15 protein-coding genes are annotated in these 16,993 nt (G+C 66.2%); 9 read left to right on the forward strand and 6 right to left on the reverse strand.

The genetic code is table 11. The annotated features are described in order from the left end of the window. Positions 1 to 504 precede the first annotated feature (504 nt). From AC1D1F_RS24085 to AC1D1F_RS24100, 4 genes are all read right to left on the reverse strand, one after another. A complete protein-coding gene (locus tag AC1D1F_RS24085) occupies positions 505 to 1,164 on the reverse strand; it encodes an HAD family hydrolase (protein ID WP_477697150.1) in 660 nt (219 codons plus the stop codon). Beyond that, the gene (locus tag AC1D1F_RS24090) at positions 1,152 to 2,699 is read right to left on the reverse strand and encodes an ArnT family glycosyltransferase (protein ID WP_477676652.1); all 1,548 of its coding nucleotides are present in this window, start codon (positions 2,697 to 2,699) and stop codon (positions 1,152 to 1,154) included. The genes AC1D1F_RS24085 and AC1D1F_RS24090 overlap by 13 nt, the downstream gene beginning before the upstream one ends. A 62-nt stretch (positions 2,700 to 2,761) precedes the next feature. After that, positions 2,762 to 3,718 (reverse strand): lysylphosphatidylglycerol synthase transmembrane domain-containing protein, encoded by a 957-nt coding sequence (locus AC1D1F_RS24095; RefSeq protein ID WP_477676653.1) that lies wholly within the window; start codon positions 3,716 to 3,718, stop codon positions 2,762 to 2,764. Further along, the gene (locus tag AC1D1F_RS24100) at positions 3,715 to 4,599 is read right to left on the reverse strand and encodes a decaprenyl-phosphate phosphoribosyltransferase (RefSeq protein ID WP_477676654.1); all 885 of its coding nucleotides are present in this window, start codon (positions 4,597 to 4,599) and stop codon (positions 3,715 to 3,717) included. Before AC1D1F_RS24100 ends, AC1D1F_RS24095 begins: the two co-directional genes overlap by 4 nt. An 83-nt stretch (positions 4,600 to 4,682) precedes the next feature. Here AC1D1F_RS24100 and argE point away from each other — a divergent pair, with 83 nt between their 5' ends. Then, a complete protein-coding gene (gene argE / locus AC1D1F_RS24105) occupies positions 4,683 to 5,891 on the forward strand; it encodes an acetylornithine deacetylase (protein WP_477676655.1) in 1,209 nt (402 codons plus the stop codon). A 164-nt stretch (positions 5,892 to 6,055) separates the two neighbouring features. On the opposite strand, the gene AC1D1F_RS24110 is transcribed toward argE, so the two are convergent. Both AC1D1F_RS24110 and AC1D1F_RS24115 read right to left on the reverse strand, forming a co-directional pair. Continuing rightward, positions 6,056 to 7,186, reverse strand: coding sequence for an ABC transporter substrate-binding protein (locus AC1D1F_RS24110; protein ID WP_477676656.1), 1,131 nt, complete (start codon positions 7,184 to 7,186; stop codon positions 6,056 to 6,058). Positions 7,187 to 7,333: 147 nt separating this feature from the next. After that, the gene (locus AC1D1F_RS24115; protein WP_477676657.1) at positions 7,334 to 8,467 is read right to left on the reverse strand and encodes an ABC transporter substrate-binding protein; all 1,134 of its coding nucleotides are present in this window, start codon (positions 8,465 to 8,467) and stop codon (positions 7,334 to 7,336) included. A gap of 75 nt (positions 8,468 to 8,542) precedes the next feature. Here AC1D1F_RS24115 and AC1D1F_RS24120 point away from each other — a divergent pair, with 75 nt between their 5' ends. From AC1D1F_RS24120 to AC1D1F_RS24155, 8 genes are read left to right on the forward strand one after another with little or no spacing between them, the layout of a single operon-like run. Then, entirely contained in the window at positions 8,543 to 10,672 is a 2,130-nt protein-coding gene (locus AC1D1F_RS24120) for a molybdopterin-containing oxidoreductase family protein (RefSeq protein ID WP_477676658.1), read from the forward strand. Between the two features lie 19 nt (positions 10,673 to 10,691). Continuing rightward, the gene (locus AC1D1F_RS24125) at positions 10,692 to 11,807 is read left to right on the forward strand and encodes an aminopeptidase (protein ID WP_477676659.1); all 1,116 of its coding nucleotides are present in this window, start codon (positions 10,692 to 10,694) and stop codon (positions 11,805 to 11,807) included. Beyond that, positions 11,800 to 12,132 (forward strand): polyhydroxyalkanoic acid system family protein, encoded by a 333-nt coding sequence (locus AC1D1F_RS24130; protein WP_477676660.1) that lies wholly within the window; start codon positions 11,800 to 11,802, stop codon positions 12,130 to 12,132. Before AC1D1F_RS24125 ends, AC1D1F_RS24130 begins: the two co-directional genes overlap by 8 nt. A gap of 29 nt (positions 12,133 to 12,161) precedes the next feature. After that, positions 12,162 to 13,109 (forward strand): LysR family transcriptional regulator, encoded by a 948-nt coding sequence (locus tag AC1D1F_RS24135; RefSeq protein WP_477676661.1) that lies wholly within the window; start codon positions 12,162 to 12,164, stop codon positions 13,107 to 13,109. 36 nt (positions 13,110 to 13,145) lie between these two features. Then, positions 13,146 to 14,390 (forward strand): CaiB/BaiF CoA transferase family protein, encoded by a 1,245-nt coding sequence (locus tag AC1D1F_RS24140; protein ID WP_477676662.1) that lies wholly within the window; start codon positions 13,146 to 13,148, stop codon positions 14,388 to 14,390. Further along, positions 14,387 to 15,337, forward strand: a complete 951-nt coding sequence (locus AC1D1F_RS24145) for a hydroxymethylglutaryl-CoA lyase (RefSeq protein WP_477697147.1) — start codon at positions 14,387 to 14,389, stop codon at positions 15,335 to 15,337. The genes AC1D1F_RS24140 and AC1D1F_RS24145 overlap by 4 nt, the downstream gene beginning before the upstream one ends. Next, positions 15,334 to 15,726: a VOC family protein gene (locus AC1D1F_RS24150; RefSeq protein ID WP_477697146.1), complete on the forward strand. Its 393-nt coding sequence runs from the start codon at positions 15,334 to 15,336 to the stop codon at positions 15,724 to 15,726. The genes AC1D1F_RS24145 and AC1D1F_RS24150 overlap by 4 nt, the downstream gene beginning before the upstream one ends. Positions 15,727 to 15,762: 36 nt before the next feature. Next, entirely contained in the window at positions 15,763 to 16,737 is a 975-nt protein-coding gene (locus tag AC1D1F_RS24155; RefSeq protein ID WP_477697145.1) for a Bug family tripartite tricarboxylate transporter substrate binding protein, read from the forward strand. Positions 16,738 to 16,993: the final 256 nt, after the last annotated feature.

Consider the following 16,993-nt stretch of genomic DNA (forward strand, 5'->3'; position numbering starts at 1 on the left):
CCCTGGTTGCTGCGTCCCTTCGCTTCGCTACGGGCAACCTGCGGTGCTCGGTYCAGRCGGGGTCTCGCTAAACTCGCCTTCGGCTCAGACAACGCGATCCCTGATCCGCCTGAACCTGCGCTCCTCGGCGCATCCACAAGGGGTGGGGAMGGAATACCAAATCCAATACCTGAAGAAACAAGGACTCGCCGTGGCGAGTCCTTGTTTGTCTTGGTTTGTTCTTTGTATTTCTGTCTTCTGTTCCCGCTTCCGTTCCCGATTGCCCCGTCCTGGCTGGGCCGAGGAGCGCAGACGTAGGCGGATCAGGGATCGCGCTTGTCTGAGCGAAGCGAGTTTGCGCGAGACCCCGCCGGAGTCGAGCACCGCAGGTTGCCCGCAGCGAAGCGTAGGGACCCAGACTGCGGGTCGCCTTTTTTTGCTTACTTTTTTTGGCGAAGCAAAAAAAGTGAGTCGCATGCCGGGCGACCCCGGCCAGCAACCCTCAGCAGAGGGAGCAGAAGCCACTCACTCCGACCAAGGCTCCCCCCGGTACCAGGCATACCGAGCCAACCGCAACATAGGTTTATCCCCAGAAGTATCCCCATAGGCATACAGCGTCACCCCCTCCAGCCCAGCCGAACCAAAATACCCAGCCGCCCAGGCGCGCAGCCTGGCAACCTTCTGCTCCCCATGGCAATTCGGCGTCCGCATCCGCCCCGTAAGGCGACGTGCCTCGCCCTCACCGGTGACTTCCATTTCGGTGCAAAGCAGCACGTCAAAGCCCAACTGCTGCGCCACCTGCGCCAGGTAGATATCCGGCGAGGCGCTCACCATCACGCAGCAGTGCCCGGCTTCGCGGTGCCGGGCCAGGTGCGCCATCGCGTCCTCGCGCAGCTGGCCGGGGAAATCCTTGGCCAGCCACTGCGCGGTCCAGCCCTGCATTTCGGCGACGCTGCGGCCGGCCAGCGTGGCCTGCATGAGCCTGGCTTTGGCGACGTTGTTGGGCACCAGGCGCAGCGCATAACCGGCCAGCCACGGTGAGCAGCGCAGCAGGGCCCACATAAAGCGCGGCCAGCCCAGGCCGCGCGCGAGGAAGACCGTGAAGGTGTCGCGCCGGGTCAGCGTGCCGTCGAAGTCAAAGGCGGCCACCACGGCTGCAGCGGCGGCGCCCCCTACCGGTAGCATCGCACCTGCCCGCAGTAACGTTGGCAAAACGGGCAGCCGGTCATGGGCAGCCAGAAGGGAATGTTGTAGTAGCGCTTGAACACCGTGCCCAGCACGCCTTCGCGGTACGCGGGGTAGTTGAAGCCCGCGCCTTCGACGGCGTAAAAAGGCACGCCGTTCTGCTCGAAGCTCAGCACGCGCACCGAGGCGAAATAAGGTTCAAACTCCTCCAGCCGCGGCTTGTCGGCGAGGATGACACGAATCGTCTTGCCCTGGTAAAGCGAAAAATCCACCAGCATGTCGTCCTGGCGCGCGTGGAACTTGCCGACGCCGAACACCGGCATGTACTGGCGGCGTTCAAAACCGAATATCGACGCCGGCGTATAAGCCTCTCCCATCAACACCACGCCGGGTGCCGTGACCTGTTTCAGCATCTCGGCGGTCTTGTAGCTGCGGATGATCTGCGGATAGAGCTTTGTCGTGCGCCAGGTGTCCAGCGTGGTCATGTAAAGCCCGGCCACCACCAGCACATGCAGGCCGGCGAACACGGCCAGCCCTTTGGCGCAGGCCTTGAGTTTGTCGGCCGGCAGGGCAAAGGCCAAAAAGGCGAAGCCGAAGGGGTAAAAGGACAACACCCAGTGCAGGCCTATCACTTTTTTGGCCGACAGCAGCGCGAAGAACAACAGGGGCACCACCACCAGGCAGGCCAGCAGGCGCTGCGAGCGCGCCGCCGCCAGCAGCGACTGGCGGTAGCGCACCGCCATCCATACCGCGGCCGGCGTGACCAGGTAAACCATCATGCCGATATAGGTCAGCGGCTTGCGCCATTCAAAGGCGGCATCTTCATTGCGGTTGTACACATTGAACATGATGTTGGACCAGCCGTGCGACATGTTGTAGGCGATGTTGATCGCCGGGCCGGGCAAGGCACACAGCACCAGCAGGGCAAAACCGGCCAGGCGCTCGCGGCGGTACAGCACAAAGTAGACGAGGTAGCTGAAGCCCAGCACCACCGAGAAATACTTGGAAAGAAAAGCGCAGCCCAGGAACACGCCGGACAGCGCATACAGGCCCCAGGCGGCGCTGTCCAGCTGCGCGCGGCGCTCGGCGCGCATCAGCGCGGCGACCGACAGCACCGACCAGAAGATCAGCGGCGTGTCGGTGGTGATCAGGGTGTTGAGCCAGTTCAGCGGCGCGAGCCAGAAAAACAGCACAGCCCAGGCGGCGCGCACCTTGTCGACGGGCTTGAGGGCCCACCACAGCGCCGCGCCCAGCGCCAGCGGCAGCAGCACGATGGGCAGGCGTATGGACCACAGGCTGTCGCCCAGCGTGGCGCGCATCAGGGCGATCAGCCAGCCGACCATGGGCGGATGGTCCGAATAACCCCAGTCGGGGTACACCCCCCACCAGTAGAAGAAGGCTTCGTCACCGGTGACCGGGAAAGTCACGGAAATCCAGAACCGCAGCAAGAGCGAAAGCAGGCCGGCGGCCAATAGCCAACGGCTCAGCATGACGGGAAAAGCGGCGGAGGCGGCGGAATCGGGGTTCTGGGACATGAAGGCTTGAAAAGGGGAACGGCGCCGGCGGCAACACGCGCCGCGGGCAAGGCTGGAGCAGGCTAGCGGAAGCTGATTTCCTTGCGGATGGCCGCACTATAAAGCAAGGCCAGCACGCCGATGGCCACCGCCAGCCACAGCGTCAGCAGCCGCGCCAGCACGGTGACACCCAGCGCCGCCGCGGGCGTGGCGCCGTGAGCCACCAGCAGGCCGGTCAGCACAGCCTCGGTGCCGCCCAGGCCGGCCGGCAGCGCTGACAAAGCCCCGGCCACCATGGCGACGGCGTAAAAGCCCGTGGCCGTCGGCAGCTCGAGCGGAACCCCTATGCCGCGACAGATCAGCCAGACCGCGACGCCCTGCGCCGCCCAGGCCGTCAGGGTCAGCCCCAGCCAGAGCCAGGGACGCAACGCCAGGCAATGCCAGGCCTCCTGCAGCCAGGGCAGGCGCTCAAAGAGCCGGGCACGGTGCTTGAAGAGCAGCCCCAGCACGGCCAGCAAGAGCAGCGCGGCGACTGCCAGCAATCCTCCCAGCAGCGTGGACATGGCTTGCATCGCGGGATGCCGCAACACCCAGCCGGCGGCGGGCAGGCACAGCAGCAGCAGGCACAGCAGGTCGGCCAGCCGTTCGGCGCCGAAGATGGCCAGGCTTTGACCGGCGCGCAAAGGCTGGCGCGCCAGCATCAGGCCGCGCGCCGCCTCGCCGACATTGCCGGGCGTGGGCGTGAAGGCGTAGCCCGCCAGATACAGGCGCAAGCCCTGCAGCCAGCCGAAGTGGCGGCCGTAGTGCGCCATCCAGAGCCGCCAGCGCAGGCCGCGCAGCAGGTAGTTGAGCAGGCACAGGCCCGCAGCCTGCGCGCCCGTCCAGGACCAGAGCAGCGCCAGCGAGGCCCTGGGGCTGTCGCCCCAAACCAGCAAGGCGGCCGCGTAGGCCGTGGCCACCACGCCCAGCACCAGCAGCAGGCGCTTGAAGGGCAGGCCGCCCGCCGCGGCTGGCGTGGACGGGGCGGGCGAAGGGCTCACAGCCGGTGGCTCAGGAAAATGGCCAGCCACAGCGCGCCGGCCGCCAGTATCCAGGGGTCGCGCAACATGTCGCGCGCCACGTCTTCGCCATGGCCGCGGTGCACCTGGTAGGTGTAGCGCAGCATGCCGAAAATCACTACCGGCACGGTGTAGAGCAGGCGTTCGCCGTGCTGCAGTTGCGCTTCGGGGCTGGTGGCAAACAGGCTGTAGGTGGTCAGCGTGGCGGTCATGGTCACGGCCATGAAAGTATCCAGCAGGGCGGACGGGTAGTGGGCCATCACGGCGCGCCGGCTGGCCTCTTCATGGAAGCTTTCAGCCTTGCGTTTGGCAAACCCCAGGAACAGGGCCACAAAAATACCGGTCAGCAGCAGCCAGCGCGAAGGCGGGATGCCGACGGCCACCGTGCCGGCCAGCAGGCGCAGCATGAAACCCGAGGCAATGATGGACACATCGACCACCGGCACCTGCTTGAGCCGCCACGAATACGCCAGGTTGAGCAGCACATAGGCCGCCAACAGCACCAGCAATGTCCGGTTGCCAGCCGCCAACAACAGCCCCGCCACCAGCAGCAGGCCGGCCAGCACCAGGGCCACGGGGACCGCCACCGCGCCGCTGGCCAGGGGCCGCTTGCGTTTGGTCGGGTGCAGGGCGTCGCTGGCGCGGTCATGCCAGTCGTTGATGATGTAGACCATGCTGGAGAGGCAGCAGAACGCGGCAAAAGCGTGGAAGACGCGCACATCCAGCGCCGTGTCCAGCCAGTTCTGGCTGAACACCAGGCCGGCGAACACGAAGACGTTTTTCAGCCACTGGTGCGGCCGCATCAGCCGGACCAGGGCCAGCGGGGAAGAAGACGGCGAGGATGAGGAAGGCAAAGAGGGCATCAGGAAGGGAGGGAAACACCCCGTGGGCAAGCGGGCTTCAAGCATAACTGACCGGGATTCCCGAATACGGCCAAAATGGGGCCATGTCTTTTGCACCCGCCGCCTCCCTCGCCTCCCCTCCCGCCACCCTGCCTGCCGTCTCGCCCCGCGCCCTGGAACTGATCCAGGCCCTGGTGCGCATGAACACCGTCAGCGACAACAGCAACCTGGAACTGATCCACTTCGTGCGCGACGAGCTCGCCCGGCTCGGCGTGGCCAGCCGCATCACCACCAATGCCGGCAAGACCAAGGCCAACCTCTTCGCCACGCTGGGTGAAGGCAAGCCGGCCGGCATCATCCTGTCGGGCCATACCGACACCGTGCCCTGGGACGGCCAGGATTGGACGCTGGACCCGCTGTCGGCCGCCATCGAGGGCGGTCGGCTCTACGGCCGCGGCAGTTGCGACATGAAAGGCTTTATCGGCATGGCCCTGGCCCACGCCGGCGATTTCCTGAACAGCCAGGCGCCCTTCGCGGTGCACCTGGCGCTGAGCTATGACGAGGAAGTCGGCTGCCTGGGCGTGCGCGGGCTGATCGCCGACATGAAGGACGCCGGCATCGCGCCGCTGGCCTGCATCGTCGGCGAACCCACCAGCATGGTGCCGGCCACCGCGCACAAGGGCGTCTACCGCTACAAATGCTGCGTGCGCGGCAAGGAGGCGCATTCCTCGCTCACGCCGCAGTCGGTCAACGCCATCGAGATGGCGGCGCGCGTGGTCGGCAAGCTGCGCGACATGGCCGAGGGCTTTGAGGCCAACGAGCCGCGCTACGAGGGCTTCGACGTGCCCTTCAGCACCGCCAGCGTCGGCCAGTTCCACGGCGGCATCGCCGACAACGTGGTGCCGCGCGACGCCGAGTTCCGCTATGAATTCCGCAACCTGCCCACGGCCGACGCCCTGGCCATGCAGCGCGAAATACGGGCTTACGCGGAGCGCGCGCAGCCGGCGATGAAAAAAGTCGCACCCGACGCGGGCTTCAGCTTTGAAACGATTTGCGAAGTGCCGGCCTTCCTGGGCTCGGCCGGCGACGACGTGACCCGGCTGGCGCAGCGCCTGGCCGGCACGCAGCAGACCACGCTGGTGGCTTTCGGCACCGAAGCCGGCATCTTCAAGGGCGCGGGCATTCCCACCGTGGTGTGCGGCCCCGGCAGCATCACCCAGGCGCACCAGCCCGACGAGTTCGTGAGCCTGGAACAACTGGCGCGTTGCCAGGCCTTTATGCAGGGTCTGATCGCCACAAGGCAGATCGCCTGAGAGCCGCTCACAAAACCCTCCTGGCGTTGTTGCGCCGCCTTGCCGCACTGGTGTGCTGTCTGCGGCGACGCGCCTAGCCAGGACGCTGGGCTTTGTGAGCGGCTCCAAACCCCCAAAGCAAAACGCCTGACTGAGTCAGGCGCTTTGTTTGGATATCTAAAGAGTCAGGTCCTGACGCGACCGTCGCCGGTCAGCATCGAAAGCTCCACAAAGCTCGAAGCCACATGATCCGTCGGCGAGAACGACACGGAGAACCCGCCCAGCGACTGGGTGCCGATGGCTTCCAGGCCGGAGATCAGCGACTCACGGCTCATCTTGGCACCGCCGCGCTTGAGGCCCTCCACCAGAACCTTGGCGGCCACGTAGCCTTCCATGCTGGAAAAATTGACCTTCGCATCCTTGCCGGCCGCCTTCACCGCGTCGGTAAACTCGCGCACAATCGGCCGCGCTCCGTTGTAGGGCGAAGGCATGACCTGTGACACCACCACGCCTGCTCCATCCTTGCCCAGCTCGTCGGCCAGCGCCTGCGTGCCGACAAACGACACGTTGTAAAACGTGCCGCCATAGCCTGCCTTGCGGGCTTCGCGGATAAAGGCGGCGCAGGCCTTGTACGCACCGATCTGCACCACCGCGTCGGGCCCTGCGGCCACCAGCGTGGTGACGGCCTTGGCCACGTCCACCGTATTGCGCTCGACCGTCGCCTGCGCCACGGGCTTGAGGTTCTGCGCACCCAGGGCTAGCACCACGCCGTCCAGCCCGGCCTTGCCGTAGGCATCGTTCTGGTAGAACACCGCGATTTTTTTCAGCCCCAGGGCGGTCAGCTGTTTGACGATAAGGCCGGTTTCGTCGTTATACGAAGCGCGCACGTGGAAGGCGTATTTGTTGAAGGGGTCACGCAAGGCCATGGCGCCGGTAAACGGCGCGATAAACGGGACCTTGTCTTTGGTGGCCATCGGCAGGGCGACGATGCTGGTGGGTGTGCCGATGTAGCCAAACAGTGCAAACACCTCGTCGTCGATCAGCTTGCGGGTGTTTTCGGCACAGCGGGTGGGCTCATAGCCGTCGTCGAGGTTGCGGATCTCGATCAGGCGCTTGTTGATGCCACCCTGTTCGTTCACCTGGTCGAAGTACACCTTCGCGCCCTGGTAGAACTGGATGCCCAGCTGCGCAGCGGGGCCGGTGAAAGGGGCCGACTGGCCCAGGATGATCTTGTCGGCCTGGGCATGGGCGATGTTGAAGCCGGCCAGCATGGAAGCGCCGGCGACGGTGGAGAATTTTCTGCGAGTGAGATTCATCCTTTCATTCTCGCAACACAACTTACAGTAAGGTTACCCTTTTGGTAACAGGACGAAAGCCCGTGAGATTGGTCACTACTTTGGTCTTACTTCAAGCTTTGTTTGTCAGTAATTTGCCAGCTTTTGGCCGCTTTTCGCAAATGCGGCCTATTCCCTGACCCGGCCGGTCGCGTCGATCAGGCTGAGCTCGACCAGCTTGGAGCCCACGCGGTCGCCGTCGAAGTGGACGCGAAAGCCGCCCAGGTTCAGGTCCTGCAGGCCGTCCAGCGCCTTGCGCAGCTTGGCCCGGGTCGGGTCCTTGCCGGCCTTGCGCAGGGCTTCGGCATAGGTCCAGGCGGCGATATAGCCTTCGAGCATGTAGACGTTGGACTTGCCGAGCTTGGCCGCCAGCGCGTCGGCCTGCAGCTCCCGCACCAGCACGCTCTTGGCATTGTCCGACTTGGGCGTGACACGCACCACCACCACACCGGCGCCGGCCGCGCCCAGTTGCTCGGCCAGCAGGCTTTCGCCGGTGCTCGAAAAGCCGTAGATGGGCCCGCGAAAGCCCTTGGCGCGCAGGTCGCGTATGGCGCTGGCCGCGCCCGAGGCGTCGCTGATCACCAGCACCGATTCAGGCTTTTTGGCCAGCACCTGGTCCACGCTGGTGGCGACGCTGCCGCCTGAAAGGGACGACTTGGCCACGAGGTTGGCACCCAGGCCGCCCATGGTGCGCTCGGCCGAATCCAGCGCCGCGAGCGACTCCGGATCCTTGCCGTGCAGGATGGCCAGCTTGCGCATGCCCAGGGTCTCGGCATGGCGCGTGATCATGGCGGCCTCTTCCGAATAGCCGGGCCGCACCGAATAGACATTGGGGTAGAGCGAGCCGCGCAGCTCGTCGGCGCCGGCCATGGGCGCGAACAGCAGGATGTCCGTGTCCTTGAGCAGCGGGTTGACGGCGGTGACCTGCGCCGAACCGTAGTAGCCGAACAGCGAGAACACTTTCTGGTCCAGCAGTTTTTTGGTATTGGCCAGCGTGGTGTCGGGGTTGCCCACGTCGTCCAGCGTGCTGAGTTCAATCTTGCGGCCGTTGACGCCGCCGCCCGCGTTGACGCGGTCGAAGTAAAGCCGCGCGCCCTGCGCGAAAGGCAGGGCCAGTGTGGCGCCGGGCCCTGTCATCGCCAGGGATTGGCCCAGCGTGACGGCGGTCTTGCTGATCCCGTCCTCGGCTTTGGCCCCTGGCGCGAGCAAGCCGGCCAGGGCCGCTACCATGCTGATTCTGGCGGCGACGTGGAATGCCCGCATTCCGTTCATTGTTGTAATCATGAAGTATGTGTCTCCCCCGGGTTACCCCGATGACTGTCAATATAAAGTTGAACCATGAGCAATACCATCAGCATCTCCCCTAAGGCCACGGCCCACCCTGACGCCGGGCTGAAGCCAGCCGCCGTACAGGTGCTGGGCGCCTGCCCGCACGACTGCCCGGACACCTGCTCGCTGCTGACCACGGTGGAAGGCGGCGTGGCCACCCGCGTGCAGGGCAACCCCGACCATCCCCACACCGGCGGCGTGCTGTGCAACAAGGTCTCGCGCTACACCGAACGCACCTACCACCCCGAGCGCCTGCTGCGGCCGCTCAAGCGCAGCGGCCCCAAGGGCAGCGGGCAGTTCGAGCCGGTGAGCTGGGAGGCGGCGCTGGCCGATATCGCTTCTCGCCTCAAGGCCATCGCGGCGCGCGAGCCCGAAGCCATCGTCCCCTACAGCTATGCCGGCACCATGGGCCAGGTGCAGGGCGAAAGCATGGCCGGGCGATTTTTCAACCGGCTGGGTTCGTCTTTCCTGGACCGCACCATCTGCTCCTCGGCCGGGGGCGAGGCCCTGGTGCAGACCCTGGGCGCCAAGGTCGGCATGCGGGTGGAGTTTTTCGCCGAATCCAAGCTGATCATCATCTGGGGCAGCAATTCCATCGGCAGCAACCTGCATTTCTGGCGCTATGCGCAGCAGGCCAAGCGCGACGGCGCCAGGCTCGTCTGCATAGATCCACGTCGAAGCGAAACCGCCGAGAAATGCCACGAGCACATCGCGCTGCTGCCCGGCACCGACGCCGCGCTGGCGCTCGCGCTGATGCACGAGCTGATCACCCATGACTGGCTGGACCACGACTACATCGCGCGCCACACCCTGGGCTGGCAAGACCCCGACGGCGGGCTGCGCGAACGCGCGCTGCACTGGAGCCCCGAGCGCGCCGCCGCCGTCTGCGGCGTGCCGGCCGAACAGATTCGCTCGCTGGCGCGCGATTACGGCGAATGCATGTTGAACAAGCAGCCCGCGGCCATACGCCTGAACTACGGCATGCAGCGCGTGCACGGCGGCGGCAACGCGGCCCGCGCCGTCGCCTGCCTGCCCGCACTCACGGGCGCCTGGCGGCACCGCGCCGGCGGCGTGCTGCTCAGCAGTTCGGGCCTGTTCCCGGTGGACAGGGCGGCGCTGCAGCGGCCCGATCTGCTCAAGGGCCGGCAGCCGCGCACCGTCAACATGAGCACCATAGGCAACGCCTTGCTGGCGCCGGCCTCGCCGCAATTCGGCCCGAAAATCGAGGCGCTCATCGTCTACAACAGCAACCCGGTGGCGGTGGCGCCCGAGTCCGGCAAGGTGGTGCAGGGTTTTGCGCGTGAAGACCTGTTCACCGTGGTGCTCGAGCATTTCCAGACCGACACCGCCGATTACGCCGACTACATCCTGCCGGCCACCACGCAGCTGGAGCACTGGGACGTGCACGGCGCCTACGGCCATACCGACGCGTTGCTGAACCGTCCGGCCATCGCGCCGCTGGGCCAGGCCAAGCCCAACACCCAGATATTCCGCGAACTGGCCGCCCATATGGGTCTGGATGAACCCTGCTTTTCCGACAGCGACGAACAGCTGTGCCGCGCGGTGTTCGGCGACAAGGTCGACTTCCAGCAGCTGCTGGACAAGGGCTTCGCCACACTCGACCTGCCCGACGCGCCCTTTGCCGACGGCAACTTCCCCACGGCCTCGGGCTGCTGCGAATTTTTCAGCGCGCGGCTGGCGGCCGAGGGCGCCGACGGCCTGCCCGGCCACGTACCCAACCATGAAGCCGCGGGCAGCTCGGCGCAGTTCCCGCTGGCCATGATCTCGCCGCCGGCGCGCAACTTCCTGAACTCCACTTTCGTCAACGTCAAAAGCCTGCGCGACATCGAGGCCGAGCCGGTGCTGGAAATCCACGCCGACGACGCCGCGGCACGCGGCATCACCACGGGCGCCATCGTCAAGGTTTTCAACCAGCGCGGCGAGTACCGGGTCAAGGCCGAGGTCTCGGCGCGGGCCCGGCCCGGCGTGGTCAACGGCCTGGGCATCTGGTGGCGCAAGCTGGGCCTGGACGGCACCAACGTCAACCAGCTCACCAGCCAGCACCTGACCGACATGGGCCGCGGCCCGGTGTTTTACGACTGCCTGGTGCAGGTGCAGCGCGAGCCGCAGGCCGCCTGAGCGCCTGAACGGAGTTCCGGTGAAACGCGGCACCCTCAAACGCACGCTGGCCGTCGCGCTGGCCGCGGGCCTGGGCCTGGCGGGCTGCGCCGACCTGGGTTATTACTGGCAGTCCGTCAGCGGCCACCTGCAGATGCTCAACGCGGCCCGCCCGGTGGACGACTGGCTGGGCGACGCGCAGGCCTCCGAGCAGCTGAAAAGCCGGCTGGCCCTGTCGCAGCGCATACGCAGCTTTGCCGTGAACGAACTCAAGCTGCCCGACAACCCCAGCTACAAGCGTTATGCCGACCTGCGCCGCAGCGCCGTGGTCTGGAACGTGGTGGCCGCGCCCGAGTTCTCGCTGACCCTCAAGACCTGGTGCTTCCCGATCACGGGTTGTGTGGGCTACCGCGGCTATTTCAATGAGGCCGAGGCGCGCGCCGAGGCCGAACGGCTCAAGGCGCAAGGCCTGGAGACCAGCGTCTACGGCGTGCCCGCCTATTCGACGCTGGGCTGGATGAACTGGGCCGGCGGCGACCCGCTGCTCAACACCTTCATCGGCTACCCCGAAGGCGAGCTCGCGCGGCTGATCTTTCACGAACTGGCGCACCAGGTGGTCTACGCCAAAGACGACACCATGTTCAACGAGTCTTTCGCCACCGCCGTCGAGCGCATGGGCAGCCAGCGCTGGCTGGACAGCGAGGCCCTCAGGGGCAACCAGAAGGCCCAGCAGGACTACGCCCGGTTCGACGGGCGGCGCCGGCAGTTCCGCGCGCTGGCGCTGGCCACGCGGCTTGAGCTGGCCGCGATCTACGATCAAAAACCGGCGACGGCCGCCGGCAAAGCCGCGCAGGCCGCCCTGAAGGCCGAGGCGCTCCAGCGTTTTCGCGAGGGCTACGCCAGCCTCAAGGCTTCGTGGGACGGCTTTGCGGGCTATGACCCCTGGGTGGCGCGCGCCAACAACGCGGCCTTCGGCGCGCAGGCCGCCTATGATGAGCTGGTACCCGGCTTCGAAGCTTTGTTCGAGCACGAAGGCCGCGACTGGCAACGGTTTTATGATGCGGTCAAAGGGCTGGCCGGGCTGCCCAAAGAAGAACGGCGCAAGGCGCTTCAAATGAATAACACCCACAACAACACGGAGACCTCGAATGGCTGACATCCACATCCAGCGCGAACACAGCTTGGGCCTTCTTGAGGCACGCAAGATCGCCTTCAAGTGGGCCGAGCAGGTCGAAGAAAAGTTCGCCATGGAATGCACCTACGAGGAAGGCAAGACCGAAGACCTGGTCAGTTTCACCCGCTCGGGCGTCAGCGGCACGCTGGCGGTCACCAAAGACAGTTTTGACCTCAACGCCAGGCTCGGCTTTCTGCTGGGTGCGTTCAAGGACAAAATTGAAGGCGAGATCGTGAAAAACCTGGACACGCTGATCGCAAAGAAACCCGCCGCCAAAAAGGCTGCGGCTAAAAAGAAGGCCGCCTGAGAAGCTACTGAAATTCAAGGGCGCTGCCCGTGAACTACAACCTGGCCCGCTTCGACCTGGTGTCCGTGCGCCTGGCGGTGGCCTGCGCGCAAACCGGCAGCCTGACCGCGGCGGCGCGCGACTCGCACCTGGCACTGGCTGCGGCCAGTCGGCGCATACGCGAACTCGAAGACGCCCTGGGTGAGGCCCTGTTCGAGCGCCACGCGCGCGGCCTCTTGCCGACAGCGGCCGGGCGCGTCTTCGTCAAGCACGGCCTGACTTTGCTGCAAACCATGGAGCAGCTGGGCGGCGAACTGGCCGACCTGCGGCGCGGCATCGCGCGCCACATACGCCTGTGCGCCAGCAGCGCGGCCATCAGCCAATTCCTGCCGCCGCTGCTCGCGCGTTACGGCGAGCTGCACCCGCAGGTGCACATCGACCTCGAGGAGCAGGTGTCCGAAGCGGTGGTGGCCACCTTGCGCGAAGGCCGGGCCGACGCGGCGGTGTTTGTCGAAGGGCCGGACACCACGGGGCTGGACACGCGTCTGTTTCGCGAAGACGAACTGGTGCTGATCCTGCCGGCCGGCCACGCGCTCGCTCGCAGCAAGGTGCCGCTAGCTTTTACCGATGCGCTTGACGAGGAATGGATCAGCCTGACCGCCGGCGCCGCCATGCTGCAAAAGCAGCAGCAGGCCGCGCTGGCCGCGAACCGGCCGCTCAAGCTGCGCATGCAGGTGCGCAGCTTCGACGCGGTATGCCACATGGTGGCCTCGGGCCTGGGCGTGGCCATCCTGCCCAAGGGCGCGACGCTGCCTCTCATCAAAAGCATGAAGCTGGGCTGGCGGCCGCTGGCCGACGCCTGGGCCAGGCGCCGCCTGCTGGCGGCCACCATGGCGGGCCAGCCCGATGCGGCCATCACCGCGCTGGTGGACTTCCTGGTGGCGCCTGCCGGCGCCTTGCCTTCGCAAAACGCGAAAGCCCGAGCCCCAAAGCGGTAATGGACGGGGCGGGCCCCGGGCGGCACACTGCCGCCCATGGCCACTGAACAATCCCTTCCCACTCCCACCGCCTCCGGCCCGCTTGCCGGCCTCAAAGTGCTGGAGCTGGGCCAGCTGATCGCCGGGCCCTTCGCGGCCAAGACGCTGGCGGACTTCGGCGCCGACATCATCAAGATCGAAACCCCGGGCGCGGGCGACCCGCTGCGCAAATGGCGTTTGCTGAAAGACGGCACCTCGGTCTGGTGGCAGGTGCAGTCGCGCAACAAGCGTTCGGTGGCGCTGGACCTCAAAAGCCCCGAGGCGCAGGACATCGTGCGCCGGCTGGCCGCCGATGCCGACGTGCTGATCGAGAACTTCCGCCCGGGCGCCATGGAAGGCTGGGGCCTGGGCCCCGACGAACTGCTGGCGCTGAACCCGCGCCTCATCATGCTGCGCATCAGCGGCTACGGCCAGACCGGCCCCTACCGCGACAAGCCGGGCTTCGGCGTGGTGGCCGAGGCCATGAGCGGCCTGCGCCACCTGACGGCCGAGCCGGGCCGCGTGCCGGTGCGCGTGGGCGTGAGCATTGGCGACACGCTGGCCGCGCTGCACGGCGTGATCGGCATCCTGCTGGCCATGCAGGAGCGCCAGCGCTCAGGCAAAGGCCAGGTGATAGACGTGGCGCTTTATGAAGCGGTCTTCAACTGCATGGAAAGCCTGCTGCCCGAGTACAGCGCTTTCGGCGTGGTGCGCGGCGCGGCCGGCAGCGCCCTGCCAGGCATCGCGCCCAGCAATGCCTACCTGTGCAAGGACGGCGGCTACGCGCTGGTTGCCGGCAATGGCGACAGCATTTTCAAGCGCCTGATGGCCACCATAGGCCGCACCGACCTGGGCAGCGACCCAGCCCTGGCCGACAACGCAGGCCGCGTCGCACGCGTGGCGGAAATCGACGCGGCCATAGGCCAATGGACTTTGGGCCTCACGGTGGACGAGGTGCTGGCGGCGCTCGACAAGGTCTCGGTGCCAGCAGGCCGCATTTACACCGTGGCCGACATCGCAGCCGACCCGCACTACCAGGCGCGCGGCATGCTCGACGAGCTGCGCATGGAAGACGGCAGCCTGCTGACCGTGCCCGGCATCGTGCCCAAACTCTCGCGCACGCCGGGCGGCCATCGCCGCAACGCGCCTCAAATCGGCCAGGACACAGATGCCGTGCTAAGCGAGATGGGCTTGTCGGCCGTACAGATCCAAGCCTTGAAAGACAAAGGCATCGTGGCCGGAAAGGACGCGGACGCAGCATGAAAAAACGCATTCACTTCAATGAGGTCGCCACGCGCGACGGCTTCCAGATCGAGTCCAATTTCATCGCCACCGACGACAAGGTGGCGCTGGTCGACGCGCTGAGCGAGTGCGGTTACGCCAAGATCGAAGTCACCTCTTTCACCTCGCCCAAGGCCATTCCCATGCTGCGCGACGCCGAAGAGGTCATGGGCCGCATACGCCGCGTGCCCGGCGTGGAATACACGGTGCTGGTACCCAACCTGCGCGGCGCGGAGCGCGCGCTGGAGTCGTGCGCCGACGAGCTCAACCTCGTGATGTCGGTGTCGGAAACCCATAACCTCGCCAACCTGCGCATGCCCCGCGAGAAAAGTTTTGCCGCGCTGTCCGACGTGGTTCACCATGTCGATGGCCGCACGCCCATCAATGTGTCGCTGTCCTGCTGCTTCGGCTGCCCGATGGAGGGCGAGGTGGCCGAAGCAGAAGTGCTGCGCTGGAGTGAACGCTTTGCCGCCTTCGGCGCGGACCGCGTGCGCGGCCTCACGATTTGCGACACCACCGGCATGGCGCATCCGACCCAGGTCGCCCGTATGGTTGAGGTGCTGCAGCAGCGCTTCAAAAACCTGCAGCTGACCCTGCACTTCCACAACACGCGCGGTATGGGTCTGGCCAATGTGCTGGCCGCCGTGCAAGGCGGCATCACACGTTTTGACGGCTCGCTGGGCGGCCTGGGCGGCTGCCCCTACGCACCCGGTGCCAGCGGCAACATCAGCAGCGAGGACGCGGTTCACATGCTGGACGCTATGGGTTACGACACCGGCGTGGACATCCCCCGGTTGCTGGACGTGGCACGGCAGATGCCGGCCATCGTCGGCCATGAAGTACCCGGCCAGGTCGCCAAGGCCGGCCGCATCACCGACCTGCACGAACCACCGCCTTATGTGGCTGAACTGAGGGCGGCATCGGCATGATCGGCACCCTTGACCACATCGTGCTGACGACCGGCGATAAAGCTGCCTGCGTGGACTTCTACACGCGCGTGCTCGGCATGACGCTGGAGACCTTTACCGGCGGCACGCCGCCCGTGGAACGCAAGGCCTTCAAATTCGGCCAGCAGAAGATCAACCTGCACGTCAAAGGCCACGAATTCAAACCCAAGGCCCACCTGCCGGTGCCGGGTGCCCTGGACCTGTGCTTTCTGGCCAGCGTCCCGCTTGCCGACGTGATCGCCCACCTTGAGCGCGAACATTGGCCGGTGATCGAAGGCCCCGTGCTGCGCACCGGCGCCACGCAAAAGATCCGTTCTGTCTATGTGCGCGACCCCGACCTGAATTTGATAGAGATTTCCGAACCCGCCTGAAAACGGCGTCCTAAAACTATGACTGGAGACAAGACCATGACTTTTATTTCCCGCAGGACACTGCTGACCGTCGCCGGGCTCAGCACAGCCGCCTGGCTTAATCCGGTGCGCGCGCAGCTCGCCGGCAAGCCCGTCACGCTGGTGGTGCCCACGGCGGCCGGCGGCACCACCGACATCGCGGCGCGCATGCTGGCCGAGCCGCTGGGCAAGATCCTGCAGACCACGGTGGTCGTGGACAACCGGGGCGGCGGCAACGGCAACATCGCCGGCCAGATGGTGGCGCGCGCCCCGGCCGACGGCACCAGCCTGCTGGTGCAGTACTCAGGCTACCAGTGCATCACGCCACTGATCCAGCCGGTGGCGGGCTTCGACCCGGCGGCCAACCTCAAGCCCCTGGGCCACTTGATCGACGCGCCGCAGCTGCTGGTGGTGCGCGGCAACTTCCCCGCCGACAACTTCGCGGACTTCCTCAAGTACGTGAAGGCAAACCCCGGCAAGGTCAACTACGCGTCCAGCGGCAACGGCTCGCTGCAGCACGTGACCACCGAGCTGCTCAAGGACCTGACCAAGACCTTTATGGTGCACATCCCCTACCGCGGCACCGGCCCGGCGCTCACCGACCTGCTGGCCGGCACGGTGGACTTCACCATCACCACGCCACCGCCGCTGCTGCCCCATATCCGCGCCGGCAAGCTCAAGGCGTTGATGGTGACCGGCCGAACGCGCCTGGCCGCCCAGCCCAACGTGCCGACCGCCACCGAAGCCGGCGTGCCGCTGGTGGCCTCGTCGTGGTTCGCGGTCTACGGGCCGACGGGCCTGTCCGCCGACCTGCAAGGCCGGCTCTCGCTGGCGATCAAGCAGGTGGTGGAGTCGGAAGGCTTCAAGAAGCGCGCCGAAGAGCAAGGGGCCAAGGCTGTGGTTATGGGTGGTGCCGAGCTGGCTGCTTTGGGGGATAGTGAGCGGAAGATGTGGGGGCGGATTGTGAAGCTTGCCAATATCAAAGCCGATTGAGCGCTCTTGGGCGCTCCAGCCGTTGTGCCCTCTGCTGAGGGTGGCTGGCCGGGAGTCGCCCGGCATGCGACTCACTTTTTTTGCTTCGCCAAAAAAAGTAAGCAAAAAAAGGCGACCCGCAGTCTGGGTCCCTACGCTTCGCTTCGGGCAACCTGCGGTGCTCGACTACGGCGGGGTCTCGCGCAAACTCGCTTCGCTCAGACAAGCGCGATCCCTGATCCGCCTACGTCTGCGCTCCTCGGCCCAGCCAGGACGG

This window comes from Polaromonas sp. P1_H6 (assembly GCF_056405195.1).